This is a genomic window from Roseovarius dicentrarchi (assembly GCF_003316635.1).
In the GTDB taxonomy this organism is placed as follows: Bacteria; Pseudomonadota; Alphaproteobacteria; order Rhodobacterales; family Rhodobacteraceae; genus Roseovarius; species Roseovarius dicentrarchi.
The window spans coordinates 1-17,324 of sequence record NZ_QNQP01000017.1 but is presented as its reverse complement, the minus strand read 5'-3'; the positions used below and the strand labels follow the sequence as shown (position 1 = coordinate 17,324).

Genomic DNA, 17,324 nt, shown 5'->3' with positions numbered 1-17,324 from the left:
GAGTTGGAATGACCATTTTCACACGGCGAACTCTGCTGATCGGCGGGCTGGCGGCTGGCACTGCGGGCGCGATTGGCGCGGCGATGATCCCGCCCGCGCGCCGGGCCGAGGCGCAGGCGCTGACCGTTCAGGACGTGCTGTTTGACCCCGATAGCCCGGTGCTGGGCAACCCCGATGGAGATGTCACCATCGCCGAGTTTTTCGACTACCAATGCCCCTATTGCAAGGCGAACCACCCCGATCTGACCCGCGTTGTCGCCGAGGATGGCAATATCCGCCTTGTGATGAAGGATTTCCCGATCTTCGGCGCGCCGTCGATCCGCGCCAGCCAGCTGGTGCTGGGTGCGGCTGATACCGGCGCGTATGAGGCGGCCATGGAGGCGCTGATGCAGACCCAGGGGCGCCTGTCCGAGGATGCGGTGACCGGCGCCTTGCAGGCCGCGGGCCTGCCAGTGGACCGGCTGGACGCGGCCTATCGGGCGAACCGGGCCAAATGGGACGGGCTGCTGTCGCGCAACAGCGCGCAGGCGGCGCAGCTGGGCCTGCAAGGCACGCCGGCCTTCATCATCGGGCAGACCATCTACCCCGGCGCGATGGACCGCAAGGCGCTGCTGAAGGCGGTTGCAAACGCCCGCGCCTGACGGCGCGCGCCTCTGCCGGAAACCCAAAGGAATACATCATGTTGACCAGACGAAGCTTTGTCGCGATGGCCGCTGCGGGCGGCGTGTCCGCCTGTGCGCGGCCCCCCGCGCCGTCCCCCGCGCCGCCTGTGGTGCCTGCCCCTGCGGCCCCCGCCGCGCCGCCGCCGGCCTATCCGCCGCTGCCCGATTTCTATGGCGCGATCACGACCGAGCCCTATCCGATCCCGGCGGTTCCCGAGGGCATCATTGCGCCGCGCCTGTGGCGGCAGGAGGTGGCAAACCCGTTCCCCGACCGCCCGCGCGGCACCATCGTGATCGATCCCGAGGCCACGCTGCTGCATTTCGTCGAAAGCCCCGAACGGGCGATGCGCTATGGGTGCAGCGTCGGCGCCGCCGCCTTCGTATGGGAGGGCACGGCGCGGCTACAGTTCTGCCGCAAATGGCCCCGCTGGAAGGTGCCCGCCAGCATGATCAAGCGGCAGCCGAACCTGGCGCCCTATTCGGTGGCCAATGGCGGGATGGACCCTGGCCCGGATAACCCGATGGGCGCGCGGGCGCTGTATCTGTTCCGCAATGGCAAGGATACGCTGTACCGTGTGCATGGCAGCGCCACGGGGCAGGAGCTGGGCAAGGGCGTGTCGGCGGGCTGTATCCGCATGCTCAATCAGGACGTGATCGACCTGCACGACCGGGCCGTTCACGGCGCCGCTGTCATCGTGCTGCCGTCGGGCCGGCCGGGCAGCGCGGCCTGAGGCGGTGCGGGTTTCGTTTGCGCCCATCGGTGCCGGGCGCTATTGACGTGGCTTTGGCCGCTGCGGCGCAGCCGCCGTTGAAACCTGCCTGCCAGAGGATGCCACCATGGATTTGCCGCCGCTGCCCGCGATCCGGATTGACGGCTTTGCGGCGTTCACCATTGCGATCATCGTCTATTTTGCCGGGGTCCACCTGACCACGCGGATCGCGTTCCTGCGCACCTATTCGATCCCCGAGCCTGTGTCGGGCGGCATCGCGGCGGCGCTGATCGCGTGGGGCGTGGTGGCGATCACCGGCAGGGCGGTGGAGTTCGATCTGGGCGTGCGCGATCTGTTGCTGGTGTATTTCTTCACCACTGTCGGCATGTCCGCGCGCATCGCCGATCTGGTCAAGGGGGGCCGGATGCTGGCGCTGCTGCTGGTGCTGACGGCGGGGTTCATGATCGTGCAGGCCGGGATCGGCCTGCTGGGGGCGGCGCTGTTCGGCCTGCCATCGCAGGCGGGCGTGATGATGGGCACCGCCGCGCTGATCGGCGGGCATGGCACCGCCATCGCGTGGGGTCCGGTGGTGGCCGATACCCATGGCGTCACCGGCGCGGCCGAGCTGGGCATCGCCACCGCGACGCTGGGCCTGATCGTGGCAAGCCTTCTGGGCGGTCCCATCGCCAGATATCTGATCGTGCGGCACGCCCCCGCCCTGCCCGCCGCGCCCAAGGAATCCTATGGCGGCGCCGCGTTGGAAGAGCATCCGCGCGCCGGGGGCCGGGTCAGCAACGGCGATCTGCTGCGCAGTATCCTGTGGCTGAACATCGCCGTGGCGATCGGCGTGTCGGCCCATGCGGCGCTGGAGGATGCGGGGGTCAAGCTGCCGCTCTTCGTGCCGTGCCTGATCGCGGGCATCGTGATTTCAAACGTCGTCCCCAGGATATTCCGCCGGATCGAGTGGCCATCCGGCACCCCCGCAATGGGGCTGATACAGGAATTCAGCCTGTCGGTGTTCCTGTCGATGTCCCTGATGTCGATGCAGCTGTGGACGCTGGCCGACCATGCCGGCGTGCTGGCCGTCACCGTGGCGATGCAGGCGGCGGCGGCGACGCTGTTCATCGTCTTTGTGGTGTTCCGGGCGATGGGGCGGGATTACTTTGCCGCCGTGATCTGCTCGGGCTTTACCGGGGTCACGCTGGGCGCGACGCCCACCGCCATCGCCAACATGACCGCCGTCACGCAGCGCTATGGCGCCGCGCCGCTGGCGTTCATCGTGCTGCCGCTGGTGTCGGCCTTTTTCGTCGATCTGATCAACGCGGTTTTGATCCAGCTGGTGCTGGGGCTGTAGCCCGCCGCTTAGCGCAGGAACGTGCGGAACCGGCGCAGCGCCAGCGTGAACAGCACCGTGCCGATCAGCGCCAGCGCCAGGAACTGCGGCCAGACCGTGGCGATGCCGGCGCCGCGAAACAGGATGCTTTGCGACATCATCACGAAATGCGTGTTCGGCGCGGCCAGCATCAGGGTCTGGATGATCTCGGGCATGGATTCGCGCGGGGTCAGCGCACCCGACAGCACTTGCAGCGGCAAAAGGACCAGCATCATCAGCAGCGCGAATTGCGGCATCGTGCCCGCGACGGTCGCCATGTAAACGCCCATCGCCGTCATGGCGAACAGCATCAGCACGGCACCCGCCAGAAACAGCGGCAGCGATCCGGCAATGGGGACCGCCATCACCCCCTGCACCACCACCACCAGCGAAAACGCCGACGCCAGCAGCACGACACCGCCCATCGACCAGATTTTCGACAGCATGATCTCGCCCGCCGATACCGGCATCACCAGCAGGTGTTCGACCGTGCCATGTTCCTTTTCGCGGATCAGCGCGGCGCCGGTCAGCACCAGCGACAGCATGGTGATCGACTGCATCACGCTGGTGATCGCGCCGAACCACACCGGATCCAGCGACGGGTTGTAACGCGCGCGCAGCGCCAGCCCGACGGGCAGCGCCGCCTCGGCCCGCTGGCCTGCGACATATTCGGCCACCTCGGCATTGACGATCTGCTGGATATAGCCGCTGCCGGTGAAGGCCTGGCTCATCCGTGTGGCATCGACGTTCAGCTGCATCGCGGGCGCCTTGCCCGCCAGCACGTCGCGCGCGAAATCGGGCGGGATGGTCAGCGCGAACGTGTCGGTGCCCGCATCCATGCGCGCGTCCATCTCATCGGTGGTGATCATGTTCGGCGGCAGGAAATACGGCAGGTAGAAGGCCGATGCGATGCGCGAGGACAGGTGCGAGCGGTCCTCGTCCACGATGGAAATCGTCGCCTTGGCCAGCGCCTCGGGCGCGGAGTTGGAGGAGGTCCAGATCGACAGGCTGAAGGAATAGGCGATCAGGATCAGCATGACCGGATCGCGCAGCAGGCCGCGCAATTCCTTGATGCCCAGATTCCAGATGTTTTTGAAATTCACGGCCCTACCTCGCCTGTTTTTTCAAAAAGTACATGGCCGCAATCAAAATGACCGGCACGGCAAGGCCCATCGCCAGCATCGGCGGAATCATCTCGGCCAGGCCAAACGCCTTGAGGAACGCGCCGCGCGCCACGGTGACGAACCATGTGGTGGGGTAGATCGTGCCGATAACCTGGCCAAACCCCGCCAAGGATGCCACCGGATCAATCAGCCCGGAATATGATATTGCCGGGATCAGCGTCAGCAGCGCGGTGGCAAACAGCGCCGCCACCTGACTGGCGATAAAGACCGACACCAGAAACCCCAGCGCCGTGGTGGCGGTGACATAGACCAGCGCGGCCAGCGTGAAGCCCGCCAGACTGCCGTTGAACGGCACCCCGAACAGAAGGCGCGCCATGGCCAGCATCAGAAAGAAATTCAGCATGCCGATGGCGATATAAGGCAGCTGTTTGCCGATCAGGAATTCAAACCGCGTGACCGGGGTGACATAGAAATTGATGATCGAGCCCAGCTCGCGTTCGCGCGCCACCGAAAGCGTGGTCAGCATCGCCGGGATGATCAGCAGCAGGATGGGAATGACCGCCGGCACGATGGCGATGACCGACCGCACATCGGGGTTGTAGCGATAGCGCGTGACCAGCTCGAAATCGCCCGCAATGGCGGCGGCGCCGAACGCCTCGCGCATGTGGCGCCGGATCCAGTCGCCATGCATCCCCTGCACATAGCCCTGAACGGTGGTGGCGCGCTGGGGCGCCGCGCCGTCATACCACGCGCCCACCGCCACATCGCGGCCCCGCGCGATATCGGAGGCAAAGCCGGGCGGGATTTCAATGGCAAGGCTGATGCGCCCCGCGCGCATCTGCGCGTCCAGATCATCATAGCCCGACAGCGGCGGCTGTTCGATGAAATAGCGCGATCCGGCGATGTTTTCGATATAGTCGCGGCTGGTGGTGGTGTGGTCGCGGTCCAGCGCGGCAAAGCTCAGATCCTCCACATCCATGTTGATGCCGTAGCCGATCACGATCATCAGCAGCAGACTGCCGATCAGCGCCATGGCCAGCCGGATGGGATCGCGGCGCAGTTGCAGGTATTCCAGCTGCGAATAGCTGAGCAGGCGGCGCAGGCTGAACCGCGCGGGCGTGCCTTGCGCGTTTCCGGTGGGGGCGGGGGCGGGCGCTTGTGACTGTGGCGCCGGCTCGCCCTCGCCGATGGCTTCTTCCAGATAGTCGACAAAGGCATCCTCCAGCGTGTCGTGGCCTTTGCTTTCGGCGATGGCCTGCGCGGTGTCGCTGACCAGAACCTTGCCCGCGTGCATCAGGCTGATGCGGTCGCACCATTCGGCCTCGTTCATGAAATGGGTCGAGACGAAGATCGTCACGCCGTCATCCCGCGACAGTTCCGCCAGAATGCGCCAGAACCCGTTGCGCGCCACCGGATCGACGCCCGATGTCGGTTCGTCCAGGATCAGGATTTCGGGGCCGTGGATCATTGCCACCGCCAGCGACAGGCGCTGGCGCATCCCCAGGGGCAGCGCCTCGGGCATGGCGTGGGTGACGTCAGACAGGCCGAAACGGTCGATCATCGCCTGCACGCGGGCGGGGATCGCGCCCTCCTCCATCGAGAAAAGGCGCGCGTGCAGCTCAAGGTTTTGCCGCACCGTCAGTTCGGAATAAAGCGAGAAGGCCTGCGACATGAAGCCGACGCGCCGCCGCACGGCAAGGTTGCGCGCGTCCACCTCGTGGCCGAACAGCTTGGCCCGGCCCTCGGACGGCTCCAGCAGGCCGGTCAGCATTTTCATCGTCGTCGTCTTGCCGCAGCCGTTCGAGCCGAGGAAGCCGAAAATCTCGCCCCGGCGGATGCGGAACGACACGGTGTCAACGGCGGTGAAGTCGCCGAACCGCATGGTCAGCCCCTCCGCCTCGATGGCGAAATCATCGTCGCGGCCCTGCCACGGCGGAATGACCAGCGCGGAATCCGCGCCGCGATCCTCCTGCGGCAGCAGCGCGATAAAGGCATCGTCCAGCGTGCCTGCCCCGGTCTGATCCAGCAATTCGGCGGGCGTGCCGGTGGCCAAGACGCGGCCCGCGTTCATCGCCACCAGCCAGTCGAAACCCGCCGCCTCCTCCATATAGGCGGTGGCGGTGATCACGCTCATCTGCGGGCGGTCGCGGCTGATGCGGGCGATCAGATCCCAGAACTGGCGCCGCGCCAGCGGATCGACGCCGGTTGTCGGCTCGTCCAGAATCAGGAAATCGGGGTCGTGGATCAGCGCGCAGCACAGGCCCAGCTTCTGCTTCATCCCGCCCGACAGTTTGGCGGCGGGGCGGTCGCGGAAGGGCAGCATGCCGGTGGCGCCGAGCAGGTCATCGCTGCGCCGGGCGCGCTCGGCCTTGTCATGGCCAAAGAGGCTGCCGAAGAAATCAAGGTTTTCCTGAACCGACAGCGTTGGATACAGGTTGCGGCCCAGACCCTGCGGCATGTAGGCGATGCGCGGGCCAACCCGGCGGCGGTGCGCCGCATCGCGCATGTCACCGCCCAGCACATGCACGTCGCCGTCCTGAATGACGCGCGCCCCGGCCAGCAGCGACAGCAGGCTGGATTTGCCCACCCCGTCGGGGCCGATCAGCCCGACCATGCGCCCGGCGGGAATGTCCAGCGTCACATCCTCCAGCGCCGTGACGTCGCCATAGCGCAGCGTCAGGGCGCGCACACCGGCGACCGGCGCGCGATCGCCGGCTATCTGCTGCGCGGTCATTTTACGACATTGGCGAGCGATTCAGGCCACTCGGCATCCGCATTCAGCCGGATATAGGCCATGCCGGGCAGGCCCGTCTTGACCTGTTCGATATGGCGCCGCAGCAAGTCCGGCTCGATCCGGGCGCGGACGCGGAACATCAGCTTTTCGCGCTCGTCCGCCGTCTCGACCGTCTTGGGCGTGAATTGCGCCACATCCGCAACATAGGACACCGTGGCCGGGATCACAAAATCCGGCGCCGCGTCCATCACCAGCCGCACCTCGCCGCCGACCTGCACGCGCCCGGCCTGCGCGGTGGGCAGGAACACGGTCATGTAAACATCGCCCAGATCCACAAGGCTGAGGATGCGCCCGCCCGATCCGACGATTTCGCCCTCCTGCGCGATCAGGTACTGGATGCGCCCGTCGCGCGGCGCCGCAAGCGTGGCATCGTCGATGTTCGAGGTGATCACCTCGATCGACGCGCGGGCCGCCTCGACGGCGGCTTCGGCATCGACGACCTGCGCCTTGGCGCTGCTGATCCCGGCCTCGGCTGCGGCCTTTTGCGCCTCGGCAGAGGCGACGCCGGCCTTGGCCTGACGGTCGCGGGCCAGATCATCGTCCAGCACCTGCTGGGAAATGGTGCTGGATTCCAGCAGCTGCGAGGAGCGCGCATAGCGCTGCGCGGCGGCATCCGCCACCGCCTGCGCCTGCTCGACGCCCGCAACGCTGGCGCGCTGCTGCGCCTCGGCCTGCGCGACCAGCGCCTGCGCGGTCTGCACGCCGATTTCGGCGCGGCGCAGCTGCGCTTCGGCCTGGCGGCGCTGCGCGTTCAGCTGAACCACGTCCATCTGCACCAGCACGTCGCCCTGGCTGACGAAATCCCCCTCGGCGGCGGTGATTTCGGCGATGCGCCCGCCGGTCAGGGCGGCGATGTCAATCTCGGTCGCCTCGATCCGGCCATTGGCGGCGGCGAAGCCTTCGGGCAGGTCCGGCGCCTGCAACTGCGTCCAGCCAAGGTAGAGCGCAACCGCCGCGATCAGGGCAATCACAGGCGCGAATTTCTTGAAATTGGTTTTCGACATGGTCAGCTTTCCGGTCATGGTCGCGCAGGGCCTGCGGCGCGCGCGTTCGGGTCAATGATCGCCCGAGGGGGTCGTAAATGAAAGATGCGATCACAATATAATCGCGTATGGTCACAATGTAGCCACTACAGATTGTGTATTTAAGGCGTTGCGGCATGATGCCGCCCTGCAAGGCCGCAGGAAATGACAGGAGTTATCAAATGAAGCATCAGGTTGTCATCGTGACGGGCGGCGCGGCGGGTATTGGCGGCGCGATCACCGCCGAACTGGTCCGGCGCGGCGCGCAGGTCGTTGCCGTCGATCTGGACGGCGAGGCGGGGGCCGGCATGGCGGGCGCCCATCCCGAGCAGATCGCCTTCCTGAAGGGCGATATCTCGGACGGCCAGATCGCCAGGGACGCGGTTGCGCTGGCGGTGGAGCGGTTCGGCAAGCTGACCGGACTGGTCAACAACGCCCACGCCTCGCGGCAAAAGCCGCTGCTGGACCACACGCCCGAGGATTGGGCGCTGTCGTTCGATACCGGGCTGTATGGCACGCTGAACTTCATGCAGGCCGCGCATCCCGAGCTGGTGAAGACCGGCGGCGCGATTGTCAATTTCGGCTCGGGCGCGGCGCTGGACGGGCAGAAAAACCAGGCCAGCTATGCCGCCGCCAAGGAGGCGATCCGCGGCCTCAGCCGGGTGGCCGCCAATGAATGGGCCAGCGACGGAATCCGGGTCAACATCGTCTGCCCGCTGGCGCTGACGGACGGTGTGGCAAACTGGAAAAAGGCCCATCCCGACCAGTATGACGAGGTCGCCGCCAAGGTGCCGCTGGGCCGGTTCGGCGATCCGCAAAAGGATGTCGCGCCGGTGGTCGCGTTCCTTCTGGGCGCGGACAGCCAGTATATGACCGGCCAGACGGTGATGGCCGACGGCGGCGGTCACATGCTGCGCTAGGGACCGGCGCGCGTGGCGCTATGATGCCGGATTGGTTCGATAATCCACAAGGGCCCCGCAAATTTTCTGGTGACAATGCGCCGTTCATCTGCGACCCTTCCGGCCTGACTGGCTTTCCACGCACCCAAGGGGGGTATCCATGTTACTGAGCATGCACGAGCAAGAGCGGCTTATGGTCTATACGGCCGGCAAGCTGGCGCTGGAGCGCAAGGCGCGCGGTCTGAAGCTGAACCTGCCGGAGGCGACGGCGCTGCTGACATCCTACCTGCTGGAGGGGGCGCGCGACGGCAATACCGTCACCGACCTGATGGAATCGGGCCGCAACGTGCTGAGCCGCGAGGATGTCATGGAAGGCGTGCCCGAGATGATCGCGCAAATCCAGGTCGAGGCGACATTTCCCGACGGCACCAAACTTGTCACAGTGATGGAGCCGATCCGATGACCCTGAAGCTCAACCCGTTCGCGCAGCTGGTATCCGACAACAAGGACGCCGCGAAGGCCCGGCACCTGTACGAATGATCCGGGCCGCGACTATGACCAGACCAGCTCGGACGCGCCCGAGCAGACCAAATCATCCGGCGCCAGTTCGCCCAGCACGCCGCGCCGCCCCGGCGGCGGCACACGGCAGGCGCCGCGCCGCCAGTCCGAGGATGCGCTGGACGAGCAGCGCGATCCGCTGGTTCCCGGCGAAATCCTGTATGGCGAGGGCGATATCGTCATCAACGAGGGGCTGGACGTGACGACCATCCGGGTCGCCAATACATCCGACCGCCCCATCCAGATCGGCTCGCATTTTCACTTTGCCGAGGTGAACGCGGCGCTTGAATTTGACCGCGATGCGGCATGGGGCAAACGGCTGGCCGTGCTGTCGGGCGGGGCCGAACGGTTTGAACCGGGGGCGGTGGCCGAAGTGAATTTAGTGCCGATCCAGGGCAAGCGCATCGTGCTTGGCCTGCGCGGCCTGTGTGGTGGGGGGCTTGATAATGCAAAAGATTGATCGCCGTGAATACGTGGCCTCCTACGGTCCGACCAAGGGCGACCGTATCCGCCTGGCCGATACCTGCCTGACCATCGAGGTCGAAGAGGACCGCTCGGGCGGGGGGGACGAATCCGTCTTTGGCGGGGGCAAATCCATCCGCGAGTCGATGGGCCAGTCCTCGCACACCCGCGCCCAAGGCACCCCCGATCTGGTCATCACCGGCGCGGTGATTCTGGACCACTGGGGCATCATCAAGGCCGATATCGGCGTGCGTGACGGGCGCATCGTGGGCATCGGCAAATCGGGCAACCCCGATACGATGGATGGCGTCGATCCGGCGCTGGTCATCGGCCCCTCGACCGAGATCATGGCCGGCAACGGCCTGATCGCCACGGCGGGGGCGATTGATACCCACGTGCATTTCGTCGGCCCGCAGATGTTGCAGATCGCGCTGGCCTCCGGCGTGACCACCGTCACGGGCGGCGGCACCGGCCCGACCGAGGGGTCGAAGGCCACGCTCGCCACCCCCGGCGCCTGGTGGATGGAGCGGATGCTGGAGGGGTTCGACCCCTGGCCGGTCAACGTGCTGTTTCTGGGCCGCGGCAACACCATGTCCAAGGAGGCGATGTGGGAACAGCTGCGCGGCGGCGTCGGCGGCTTCAAGGTGCACGAGGATTGGGGCGCAACCCCTGCGGTGATCGACGCCTGCCTGTCCGTCGCCGAACAGTCGGGCGTTCAGGTGGCGATCCACTCCGACACGCTGAACGAGGCCGGCTTTGTCGAGGATCTGCTGAAGGCGGTCGCGGGCCGCACCTTCCACGCGTTCCATACCGAGGGCGCGGGCGGCGGTCATGCGCCCGACATCATCAGCATCGCAGGCCAGCGCAACGTGCTGCCCGCCTCGACCAACCCCACGCGCCCCTTTACCACCAATACCGTGGCCGAGCATCTGGACATGGTCATGGTCGCCCACCACCTGAACCCGCAGGTGCCGAACGATCTGGCCTTTGCCGAAAGCCGGGTGCGCGCGGGCACCATCGCCGCCGAGGATATCCTTCAGGATATGGGCGCGATTTCGATCATGTCCTCGGATGCGCAGGCCATGGGCCGAATTGGCGAGACGGTGATGCGCACATGGCAGACCGCGCACCAGATGAAGAAACTGCGCGGCTCGGCCCCCGGCGATGACCGCGCCGACAACCATCGCGCGCGGCGCTACGTGGCGAAATACACCATCTGCCCGGCGGTCGCGCATGGGATGGAGCGCGAGATCGGCTCGATCGAAGTGGGCAAGAAGGCCGATATCGTGATGTGGCAGCCGGCCCTGTTCGGCGTGCGCCCGCATACGGTCTTCACCGGCGGCATGGTGGCCACGGCGGCACTGGGCGATCCCAACGCGTCGATCCCCACGCCCCAGCCGGTGATGGAGCGGACCGGGTTCAACGTGAACAGCCCCGCGTCGGGTGCGACATCGCTGGCGTTCGTGTCGCAGGCCGCAATCGACGACGGCATCGCCGACCGGATCAACACCGGCCGCAAATTCGTCGCCATCGAAAACACGCGCGGACGCGGCAAGGAGGATATGCCGGAAAACACCGCCCTGCCGCATATCGAGGTGGACCCGGACACCTATTCGGTCAAGATCGACGGCGAGATTGCCGATCACGAGCCTGCAACCGAAGTGCCGATGGCGCAGCGATACTTCCTGTTCTGAATGGCCAGCATCGGGGCGGGACAACAGGCGGCGCTTTTGCTGCTGGCGGACGGGCGCCTGCCTGCCGGGGGCTACGCCCCTTCCGGCGGGCTGGAACCTGCGGTGACGGCGGGGCGCGTGTCGGACATGGCGGGGCTTGAGGCGTTTCTGGTGGGCCGCGCCGAAACGGCCGGGCTGGTTGCCGCCGGGTTTGCGGCGGCGGCCTGCGTGCGGGCCGCGCGCGGGGATCTCTCCCAGATCCCCGAACTGGAGGCCGAGCTGGACGCGCGCATCCCCTCGCCCGAGCTGCGCAAGGTGTCGCGCGATCTGGGCCGGCAGTTGCGCCGCGCCATGACCGGGATTTATCCGCATGAGCATTATGCTGAGTTGGGCCGCGCGCCGCATCAGCCCGTGGTGATGGGCGTTGCGGCGGCGGCCCTCGGCCTTGATGCGCATGGCGCGGCGCTGGCGATCCTGCACGAGAACAATTCGGGCGCGGCGGCGGCGGCGGCCAAGGTGATGCGCGTCGATCCGTTTCACGTCCACGCCATTCTGGCCCGTATGACCGCGCAGCTGGACCGGCTGGCAGGCGTGGCAGCAGCGGCAGCCGATGGCGCGCCCTGCGATCTGCCCTGCCACGGCGCCCCGCTGGCCGATATCGCGGCCGAACATCACCGGAGGTCCGATGTCCGGCTCTTTGCGTCTTAAGGCATCACCCAAGGTCACGGGCGCGATGTTTGCGCGCGCCACGCTCGCCAGCGAGCTGTCGGGCGACGGGCGGCGGTCTGTTGTCAGTACCTTGCGCTCGGACGGGCCGCTGGTGCTGCGCCAGTGCAACCCCAAGGAGCCGGAGCCGCTGGTCAAGGGCCGCCGCGATGTGGCGCGGGTGGCGCTGGCGGCGGGCACGGCGGGGCCGATCGGCGGCGATCACTACAGTCTGGATGTGCATGTCGGCGCGGGCAGTACCCTTGTGCTGACCGAAGTGTCGGCCATGCTGGTTTTGCCGGGTATCGGCGGCGGGCAGTCACAGATGACGGTGAATGTGACCGTCGATGCGGGCGCAACCTTTGTCTGGTGGGCCGAGCCGATCATCGCCGCGCATCGCTGTCATCACAGCCATGATGTGCGCGTCGCGCTGGCGCCCGGCGCGCGTCTGGTCCTGCGCGAGGAAATGCTGCTGGGCCGCCATGGCGAGGTGCCGGGCGATTTCACCAGCCGCCTGCGCATCACGCAGGGCGGCAGGCCGCTATATGACCAACGGCTGGGCTTTGGCCCGTCGGCGCCCGGCTGGAACGGCGCGGCGGTGCTGGACACAAACCGCGCGGTGGGGTCGATCATCGCGGTTGATCCTGCGTGGCAGGACGCGCCGCCCCCCGCGCTGCCCTATGACAGATGCGCCGCGCTGACGCCGCTGCCCGGACCGGGCGCCGCGATTGGCGCGGTGGCGCCCGACAGCCTGCATTTGCGCCGCCTGCTGTTGCAGGGGCTACGCACACTCGGCCCGCCATGGGCGACTGACCCGAAGGAGACTACGACATGAGCGATGAAAAGAATGTTAATTCCCGCGCGCTGCGCTTGGGCGTTGCCGGGCCTGTCGGCACTGGCAAAAGCTCGGTCATTGCCGCGATCTGCCGCCGGATGCGCGATGAATTTCAGATCGGTGTCATCACCAATGACATCTACACCGACGAAGACGCCCGGTTTCTGAAATCCGTCGGCGTCCTGCCCGAAGAGCGGATTCGCGCGGTTGAAACCGGGTCCTGCCCGCATACGGCGATCCGCGACGACGTGACCATGAACCTGATCGCGGTCGAGGATATGGAGCGCGACTTTGCCCCGCTGGACATCGTGCTGGTCGAAAGCGGCGGCGACAACCTGACCGCCACATTCTCGCCCGCGCTGGTCGATGCGCAGCTGTTCGTGCTGGACGTGGCCGGCGGCGGCGACGTGGCCCGCAAGGGCGGGCCGGGCATCAGCGGCGCCGATCTGCTGGTCATCAACAAGATTGATCTGGGCGAACATGTGGATGTCGATGTCGACCGGATGGTCGCAGACGCCGAAAAGGCGCGCGACGGCGGCCCCGTTCTGCCCCTGTCGCGCAAGCGTCCCGAGACGGTGGAAAAACTGTGCGACTGGGTGCGCGGCATGCACCACACCTACGCCGCCGGCGGCCACACGCCCAAGGACCCCGGCCCGATGGCGCCGCACCACCATGCGCATGATGACCACGATCACAGCCACAGCCATTCGCATGACTGATCGTATGCGTACCCCGGCGCGCGCAAGCGGCGCAACTGCGCCATTGATATCGAGTGATAAAAACCGAATACTGCCTCAGGATACCCTGAAACCAACCTCTGACAGGAGCCGAAAAATGAAACGGATTGTCGCAGCTGCTACCCTTTCGCTCGGTGCCACACCGGCACTGGCCCATCTTGATCCGGCGCAGCACGGATCGTTTGCCGCCGGTCTGTCGCATCCTGTGTTCGGGCTGGACCATATCCTTGCCATGGTTGCTGTCGGGCTGTGGGCGGCGCTCTTGGGCGGGCGGGCCATCTGGGCGCTGCCTGCGTCGTTTGTCGGCGTGATGGTGGCCGGTTTCGCGCTGGCCGTGCTGGGCGTTTCCCTGCCCATGGTCGAGCCTGTGGTCCTGCTGTCGGTTCTGGCGCTGGGTCTGGCGGTGGCGCTGTCGCTGCGCCTGCCGGTCGGCGCGGCGGCGGGCATTGTCGGCGTGTTTGCCCTGTTTCACGGTCACGCGCATGGCGGCGAACTGGGCACCGCGGCGGCGCTGACATTCGGCGCCGGGTTTGCCGTATCCACCGCGCTGCTGCACGGCGCCGGGGTGGCCATCGCCGTGGCGGCCGGGCGCGCCCTGACGGGATCGAAGCTGGTTCAGGGGCTGGGCTGGGCAACCGCCGCCTTTGGCGCCTGGGCGGTGATCGCGGGCTGATTTCAGCGGCGCGGGGTCCGGGCCGGACATGGCCCGGATGCCGCGCCACTTGAAAACGAAATCCTTTCCGCTACGCTGAATAGTCTAACGGGAGGAATTTAGACATGGCTGACAAGGCTTCAGAAAACGACGTAAACACCACCGACACCATCAGTGAGCCCGGACGCCGGGCCTTCCTGACGACCACCGGCCTGACGGCGGTGGGCGCCTATGCGGGGATGAGCATCCCCTTTGGTGACAACCTCAAGGCGCTGGCCCAGGGGATGAGCGAATCGGACATCATGGCAGGCAAGGAGGGCCTGATCCTGATGAACGACCGGCCCCTGAACGCCGAAACGCCCGCGCATCTGCTGGATGACGACGTCACCCCTTACGAGCATTTCTTTGTGCGCAACAACGGCATGGTTCCCGACACCGCGCTGGACATGGACGCCGAAGGCTGGACCCTGACAATCGACGGCGAGGTGGACACCCCGCTGGAGCTGAGCCTTGCCGATCTCAAGGAAAAGTTCGAGGTGATCACCCAGCGGCTGGTGCTGGAATGTGGCGGCAATGGCCGGGCGTTTTTCACCCCCGGCGCATCGGGCAACCAGTGGACCACCGGCGCCGTCGGCTGCGCCGACTGGACCGGCGTGCGGCTGAGCGATGTCCTGAACGCGGCGGGCATCAAGGACAGCGCCGTTTATACCGCCCATTACAGCAATGACCCCCACCTGTCGGGCGATCCGGAAAAGGAAGCCATTTCGCGCGGCGCGCCCATCGAAAAGGCGCTGGCCGAGGGCAGCATGATCGCATGGGAAATGAATGGTGCGCCGATTCCGGCGGTGCATGGCTTCCCCTTGCGCGTCATCATTCCCGGCTATCCCGGTTCGGCATCGCAGAAATTCCTGACCCGGATCTGGATCCGCGATCAGGAACATGACGGCGCCAAGATGACGGGCTATTCCTATCGCCTGCCCGCCTATCCCGTCGCCCCCGGCACCGAAGTGCCGGAGGAGGATATGGTGGTGATGACCGAAATGCCGGTCAAATCGCTGATCACCCATCCGCAATCGGGCACCCAGACACCCTCGGGCGAGGCAACCGAGGTGCGCGGCCACGCCTGGGCCGGCAGCGGCGACATCGACGCCGTCGACGTGTCGATCGATTTCGGCGCGACATGGACCCCGGCCAAGCTGGAGCCGGCGAAAAACAAATTCGCATGGCAGCGTTTCCGCGCCGATGTGACCCTGCCCGAGGCCGGATATTACGAGGTATGGGCGCGGGCCACCGACAAGAACGGCGTGGCGCAGCCCCCCGTTGTGCCGGGCTGGAACCCGCGCGGCTATGGCAACAACATGCAGCACCGCATCGCGATGATTGCGACCTGATCCATATCGTGAAGCCGGGTTTTATGGCCCGGCTTCGGCCCTTAGCCGAAAGACATCTGCATGAACACACCGCTGCTATTCACGCGCGCCGCGCTCTGCGCCGCCCTTGCCTTTGGCCCGGCGCCTTTGCTGGCGCAGGCCTATGACCCGATGCGACCTGCGGGCAATCCGCTGACCCCCGCCATGCCCGGCCCGGACGCAGGCGCGCCCGCGGTCGAACTGGACCCCGAGCTGGGCAACCTGCCGGTCGGGCCGGGGGCGGAGGACACGTATTACCAGTGCATCGCCTGCCATTCGACCGCGATCATCCGGCAACAGCGCCTGACGGATGCCCGCTGGGATTATCTATGGACTTGGATGGTCGAGGATCAGGGCATGTACGAGCCGGACGAGGAAACCAAGGAGGTCATCCTGACCTATCTGAAAACGCATTTCTCGTCCGAGCGCTAGAAAAGCGTCACCGATTGCCGCCAATGGCCCCGCACAGGCGGGGCCATTTCGGGTTTAATCCGCCGCCCAAATACCCAACGGAGCGATCCATGCCGCAAAGCCGGTCCACGCTGACGCTGTTCAGAAATGCGACCTTCCGCAATCTGTGGATCGCGGCGCTGGCGTCCAATTTCGGCGGTCTGGTGCAGGCGGTGGGCGCGGCGTGGCTGATGACATCGCTGACCAGTTCGCAAAGCATGGTCGCGCTGGTGCAGTCGTCGGTGACGCTGCCGGTGATGATATTTTCGCTGTTGGCGGGCGTGTTTGCCGATAATTTCGACCGCCGCAAGGTGATGCTGATCGCGCAGACCTTCATGCTGGCGATATCGGTGGCGCTGGCGGTCATGGCCTATGAGGGGCTGCTGACGCCTTGGGTCTTGCTGGGCTTCACCTTTTTGATCGGCTGCGGCACGGCGCTGCACAACCCGTCATGGCAGGCGTCGATGGGCGATATCGTGCCGCGCGACGATCTGTCGGCGGCGGTGTCGCTGAACAGCATGGGCTTCAACCTGATGCGCAGCATCGGGCCTGCGGCGGGCGGCGCGATTGTGGCGATTGCGGGGGTTGCCGCCGCCTTTACCATCAACGCCCTGAGTTATGTGGCGATCATCGGCGCGCTGTGGTTCTGGCGGCCCGGCCTGCCGGCCAAGCGCCTGCCGCGCGAGGGGATGGGCCGCGCCTTTGCCGCCGGGCTGCGCTATGTGTCGATGTCGCCCAACCTGATGAAGGTCATCCTGCGCGGCTTCCTCTTTGGGCTGGCCGCCACCGCCACGCTGGCGCTGCTGCCGCTGCTGGTACGCGAAAGCCTGTCGGGCGGCGCGTTTGCCTATGGCGTGCTGCTGGGCTGCTTTGGCGCGGGCGCGGTGATGGGCGCGCTGCTGAACGGGCCGCTGCGGGCGCGGTTTTTGAACGAGCGGATCACGCGCGGCGCGTTTCTGGCCTTCGCGCTCAGCAGTGGCGCGCTGGGGCTGAGCGGCAGCTACATCATCCACGGCGCCGCGCTGCTGCTGGCCGGGGGCGCGTGGGTGATGGCGCTGTCGCTGTTCAACGTGACGGTTCAGCTGTCCACCCCGCGCTGGGTGGTGGGGCGCGCGCTGGCGCTGTATCAAACCGGCGTCTTCGGCGGCATGGCGGCGGGCGCCTGGGGCTGGGGCGCGCTGGCCGAAAGCCACGGCGCCGGGCAGGCGATGCTGGGCGCCGCCGCGCTGCTGGTGCTGGGCGCGCTGGCGGGGCTGGCGG

General features: G+C 66.7%; 18 protein-coding genes. 14 read left to right on the top strand and 4 right to left on the bottom strand.

The annotated features are described in order from the left end of the window. The first annotated feature begins 8 nt into the window (after positions 1-8). From DQ230_RS12300 to gltS, 3 genes are all read left to right on the top strand, one after another. Positions 9-641: a DsbA family protein gene (locus DQ230_RS12300; RefSeq protein WP_113912925.1), complete on the top strand. Its 633-nt coding sequence runs from the start codon at positions 9-11 to the stop codon at positions 639-641. Positions 642-679: 38 nt separating this feature from the next. Beyond that, positions 680-1,393, top strand: a complete 714-nt coding sequence (locus DQ230_RS12295; RefSeq protein WP_113912924.1) for a L,D-transpeptidase — start codon at positions 680-682, stop codon at positions 1,391-1,393. Positions 1,394-1,499: 106 nt separating this feature from the next. Beyond that, positions 1,500-2,726 carry a sodium/glutamate symporter gene (gltS, locus tag DQ230_RS12290; protein ID WP_113912923.1) on the top strand — a complete coding sequence of 409 codons (1,227 nt, stop codon included), beginning with the start codon at positions 1,500-1,502 and terminating at the stop codon, positions 2,724-2,726. An 8-nt stretch (positions 2,727-2,734) separates the two neighbouring features. Here gltS and DQ230_RS12285 read toward each other — a convergent pair whose 3' ends face one another. Genes DQ230_RS12285 through DQ230_RS12275 form a run of 3 tightly spaced genes read right to left on the bottom strand, consistent with a single transcriptional unit; the run spans position 2,735 to position 7,684 of the window. Next, on the bottom strand, positions 2,735-3,847 hold the full coding sequence (locus DQ230_RS12285; protein ID WP_113912922.1) for an ABC transporter permease: 1,113 nt from the start codon (positions 3,845-3,847) through the stop codon (positions 2,735-2,737). Positions 3,848-3,851: 4 nt separating this feature from the next. After that, positions 3,852-6,602 carry a ribosome-associated ATPase/putative transporter RbbA gene (gene rbbA, locus DQ230_RS12280; protein ID WP_113912921.1) on the bottom strand — a complete coding sequence of 917 codons (2,751 nt, stop codon included), beginning with the start codon at positions 6,600-6,602 and terminating at the stop codon, positions 3,852-3,854. Further along, positions 6,599-7,684 (bottom strand): HlyD family secretion protein, encoded by a 1,086-nt coding sequence (locus DQ230_RS12275; RefSeq protein ID WP_238987516.1) that lies wholly within the window; start codon positions 7,682-7,684, stop codon positions 6,599-6,601. Before DQ230_RS12275 ends, rbbA begins: the two co-directional genes overlap by 4 nt. 182 nt (positions 7,685-7,866) lie before the next feature. Here DQ230_RS12275 and DQ230_RS12270 point away from each other — a divergent pair, with 182 nt between their 5' ends. Both DQ230_RS12270 and DQ230_RS12265 read left to right on the top strand, forming a co-directional pair. After that, positions 7,867-8,604: an SDR family NAD(P)-dependent oxidoreductase gene (locus tag DQ230_RS12270; RefSeq protein ID WP_203228065.1), complete on the top strand. Its 738-nt coding sequence runs from the start codon at positions 7,867-7,869 to the stop codon at positions 8,602-8,604. A 139-nt stretch (positions 8,605-8,743) separates the two neighbouring features. After that, positions 8,744-9,046, top strand: coding sequence for an urease subunit gamma (locus tag DQ230_RS12265; RefSeq protein WP_113912920.1), 303 nt, complete (start codon positions 8,744-8,746; stop codon positions 9,044-9,046). Between the two features lie 89 nt (positions 9,047-9,135). Here DQ230_RS12265 and DQ230_RS12260 read toward each other — a convergent pair whose 3' ends face one another. Further along, a complete protein-coding gene (locus DQ230_RS12260; RefSeq protein WP_113912919.1) occupies positions 9,136-9,324 on the bottom strand; it encodes a hypothetical protein in 189 nt (62 codons plus the stop codon). On the opposite strand from DQ230_RS12260, the gene DQ230_RS12255 reads away from it, so the two are divergent. The 9 genes from DQ230_RS12255 to DQ230_RS12215 all read left to right on the top strand — a co-directional run. Beyond that, entirely contained in the window at positions 9,281-9,601 is a 321-nt protein-coding gene (locus tag DQ230_RS12255; RefSeq protein WP_113912918.1) for an urease subunit beta, read from the top strand. The two genes, DQ230_RS12260 and DQ230_RS12255, sit on opposite strands and share 44 nt — an antisense overlap. Continuing rightward, positions 9,585-11,297, top strand: a complete 1,713-nt coding sequence (locus tag DQ230_RS12250) for an urease subunit alpha (protein ID WP_238987517.1) — start codon at positions 9,585-9,587, stop codon at positions 11,295-11,297. Before DQ230_RS12255 ends, DQ230_RS12250 begins: the two co-directional genes overlap by 17 nt. Beyond that, the gene (locus DQ230_RS12245; protein ID WP_113912916.1) at positions 11,298-11,984 is read left to right on the top strand and encodes an urease accessory protein UreF; all 687 of its coding nucleotides are present in this window, start codon (positions 11,298-11,300) and stop codon (positions 11,982-11,984) included. Beyond that, a complete protein-coding gene (locus DQ230_RS12240; RefSeq protein ID WP_162497437.1) occupies positions 11,962-12,816 on the top strand; it encodes an urease accessory protein UreD in 855 nt (284 codons plus the stop codon). The genes DQ230_RS12245 and DQ230_RS12240 overlap by 23 nt, the downstream gene beginning before the upstream one ends. Further along, a complete protein-coding gene (gene ureG, locus DQ230_RS12235) occupies positions 12,813-13,535 on the top strand; it encodes an urease accessory protein UreG (RefSeq protein ID WP_113912914.1) in 723 nt (240 codons plus the stop codon). The genes DQ230_RS12240 and ureG overlap by 4 nt, the downstream gene beginning before the upstream one ends. Before the next feature lie 115 nt (positions 13,536-13,650). Continuing rightward, positions 13,651-14,226: a HupE/UreJ family protein gene (locus DQ230_RS12230; protein ID WP_113912913.1), complete on the top strand. Its 576-nt coding sequence runs from the start codon at positions 13,651-13,653 to the stop codon at positions 14,224-14,226. 104 nt (positions 14,227-14,330) lie between these two features. Further along, positions 14,331-15,596, top strand: a complete 1,266-nt coding sequence (locus tag DQ230_RS12225) for a sulfite oxidase (protein WP_113912912.1) — start codon at positions 14,331-14,333, stop codon at positions 15,594-15,596. 60 nt (positions 15,597-15,656) lie between these two features. Beyond that, positions 15,657-16,046: a cytochrome C-552 gene (locus DQ230_RS12220; protein WP_238987515.1), complete on the top strand. Its 390-nt coding sequence runs from the start codon at positions 15,657-15,659 to the stop codon at positions 16,044-16,046. Between the two features lie 89 nt (positions 16,047-16,135). Beyond that, the coding region (locus DQ230_RS12215) for an MFS transporter (RefSeq protein WP_113912911.1) at positions 16,136-17,324 on the top strand (1,189 nt) is incomplete at its 3' end.

Bases quoted from the DNA above. Each gene is read 5' to 3' on its own strand.
- DQ230_RS12300 (WP_113912925.1), top strand. From the start codon at position 9: ATGACCATTTTCACACGGCGAACTCTGCTGATCGGCGGGCTGGCGGCT.
- DQ230_RS12295 (WP_113912924.1), top strand. From the start codon at position 680: ATGTTGACCAGACGAAGCTTTGTCGCGATGGCCGCTGCGGGCGGCGTG.
- gltS (WP_113912923.1), top strand. From the start codon at position 1,500: ATGGATTTGCCGCCGCTGCCCGCGATCCGGATTGACGGCTTTGCGGCG.
- rbbA (WP_113912921.1), bottom strand. From the start codon at position 6,602: ATGACCGCGCAGCAGATAGCCGGCGATCGCGCGCCGGTCGCCGGTGTG.
- DQ230_RS12275 (WP_238987516.1), bottom strand. From the start codon at position 7,684: ATGACCGGAAAGCTGACCATGTCGAAAACCAATTTCAAGAAATTCGCG.
- DQ230_RS12270 (WP_203228065.1), top strand. From the start codon at position 7,867: ATGAAGCATCAGGTTGTCATCGTGACGGGCGGCGCGGCGGGTATTGGC.
- DQ230_RS12265 (WP_113912920.1), top strand. From the start codon at position 8,744: ATGTTACTGAGCATGCACGAGCAAGAGCGGCTTATGGTCTATACGGCC.
- DQ230_RS12260 (WP_113912919.1), bottom strand. From the start codon at position 9,324: ATGACGATATCGCCCTCGCCATACAGGATTTCGCCGGGAACCAGCGGA.
- DQ230_RS12245 (WP_113912916.1), top strand. From the start codon at position 11,298: ATGGCCAGCATCGGGGCGGGACAACAGGCGGCGCTTTTGCTGCTGGCG.
- DQ230_RS12240 (WP_162497437.1), top strand. From the start codon at position 11,962: ATGTCCGGCTCTTTGCGTCTTAAGGCATCACCCAAGGTCACGGGCGCG.
- ureG (WP_113912914.1), top strand. From the start codon at position 12,813: ATGAGCGATGAAAAGAATGTTAATTCCCGCGCGCTGCGCTTGGGCGTT.
- DQ230_RS12230 (WP_113912913.1), top strand. From the start codon at position 13,651: ATGAAACGGATTGTCGCAGCTGCTACCCTTTCGCTCGGTGCCACACCG.
- DQ230_RS12225 (WP_113912912.1), top strand. From the start codon at position 14,331: ATGGCTGACAAGGCTTCAGAAAACGACGTAAACACCACCGACACCATC.
- DQ230_RS12220 (WP_238987515.1), top strand. From the start codon at position 15,657: ATGAACACACCGCTGCTATTCACGCGCGCCGCGCTCTGCGCCGCCCTT.